General features: G+C 71.9%; 1 protein-coding gene. It reads left to right on the top strand.

Going from position 1 to position 1,109, the window contains the following annotated elements; translation table 11 throughout:
* Positions 1–1,109: aldehyde dehydrogenase family protein (locus ACYVO2_RS37220; RefSeq protein ID WP_461012557.1), on the top strand; the 1,109-nt coding region annotated here is incomplete at both ends.

Here is a 1,109-nt window from a genome sequence, read left to right as displayed (position 1 = left end):
TGTCGTTCGAGGACCGGGCGGCGGTGCTGCTCAAGGCCGCGGACCTGCTGGCCGGGCCGTGGCGGGAGACGATGGCGGCGGCCACGATGCTGGGGCAGTCCAAGACCGTCCAGCAGGCCGAGATCGACACCCCGTGCGAGCTGGTCGACTTCTGGCGGTTCAACGTCCACTTCGCCCGGGAGATCCTCGCCGAGCAGCCGGTGTCCTCCCCCGGGGTGTGGAACCGGGCCGACCACCGGCCGCTGGAGGGGTTCGTGCTGGCGATCACCCCGTTCAACTTCACCGCGATCGCCGGGAACCTGCCCACCGCCCCCGCGCTGATGGGCAACACCGTGGTGTGGAAGCCCGCCCCCACCCAGACCTTCGCCGCGGTCCTGCTCATGGAGCTCCTGGAGGAGGCCGGGCTGCCGCCGGGGGTGATCAACCTGGTCACCGGTGACGGGCAGGCCGTCTCGGAGGTGGCGGTGCCGCACCGGGACCTGGCCGGGATCCACTTCACCGGCTCAACCGCCACCTTCCAGCACCTGTGGCGCACCGTCGGCGCGGGCATCGACCGCTACCGGTCGTATCCGCGGCTGGTGGGCGAGACCGGCGGCAAGGACTTCATCGTCGCCCACCCCTCCGCCGACCCCGGTGTGCTGCGCACGGCGATGATCCGTGGGGCGTTCGAGTACCAGGGGCAGAAGTGCTCGGCCGCGTCCCGCGCCTACGTCCCCGCCGGCGTGTGGGAGGCGATCCGCGACGACCTGGTGGCGGAGGTGGAGGGTCTGCCGATGGGGGACGTGGCGGACTTCTCCAACTTCCTGGGGGCGGTGATCGACGAGCGGGCGTTCGCGAAGAACAAGGCGGCGATCGACCGTGCGCACGCCACCGAGGGGATCGAGGTGGTCGCGGGTGGGCGGTACGACGACAGCGAGGGGTACTTCGTGCGGCCGACCGTGCTGGTCGGGCAGGACCCCGCCGACGAGATCTTCCGCACCGAGTACTTCGGGCCCATCCTGGCCGTCCACGTCTACCCCGACGACCAGTGGGAGCAGACCCTCGCCCAGGTCGACGCGGCCTCCGACTACGCCCTGACGGGCGCGGTGATCGCGCGGGACCGGGCGGCG

This window comes from Streptomyces capparidis (genome assembly GCF_054782095.1).
Note: the sequence above shows the minus strand (reverse complement) of the source record. Positions and strands in the feature narration are given on the sequence as shown.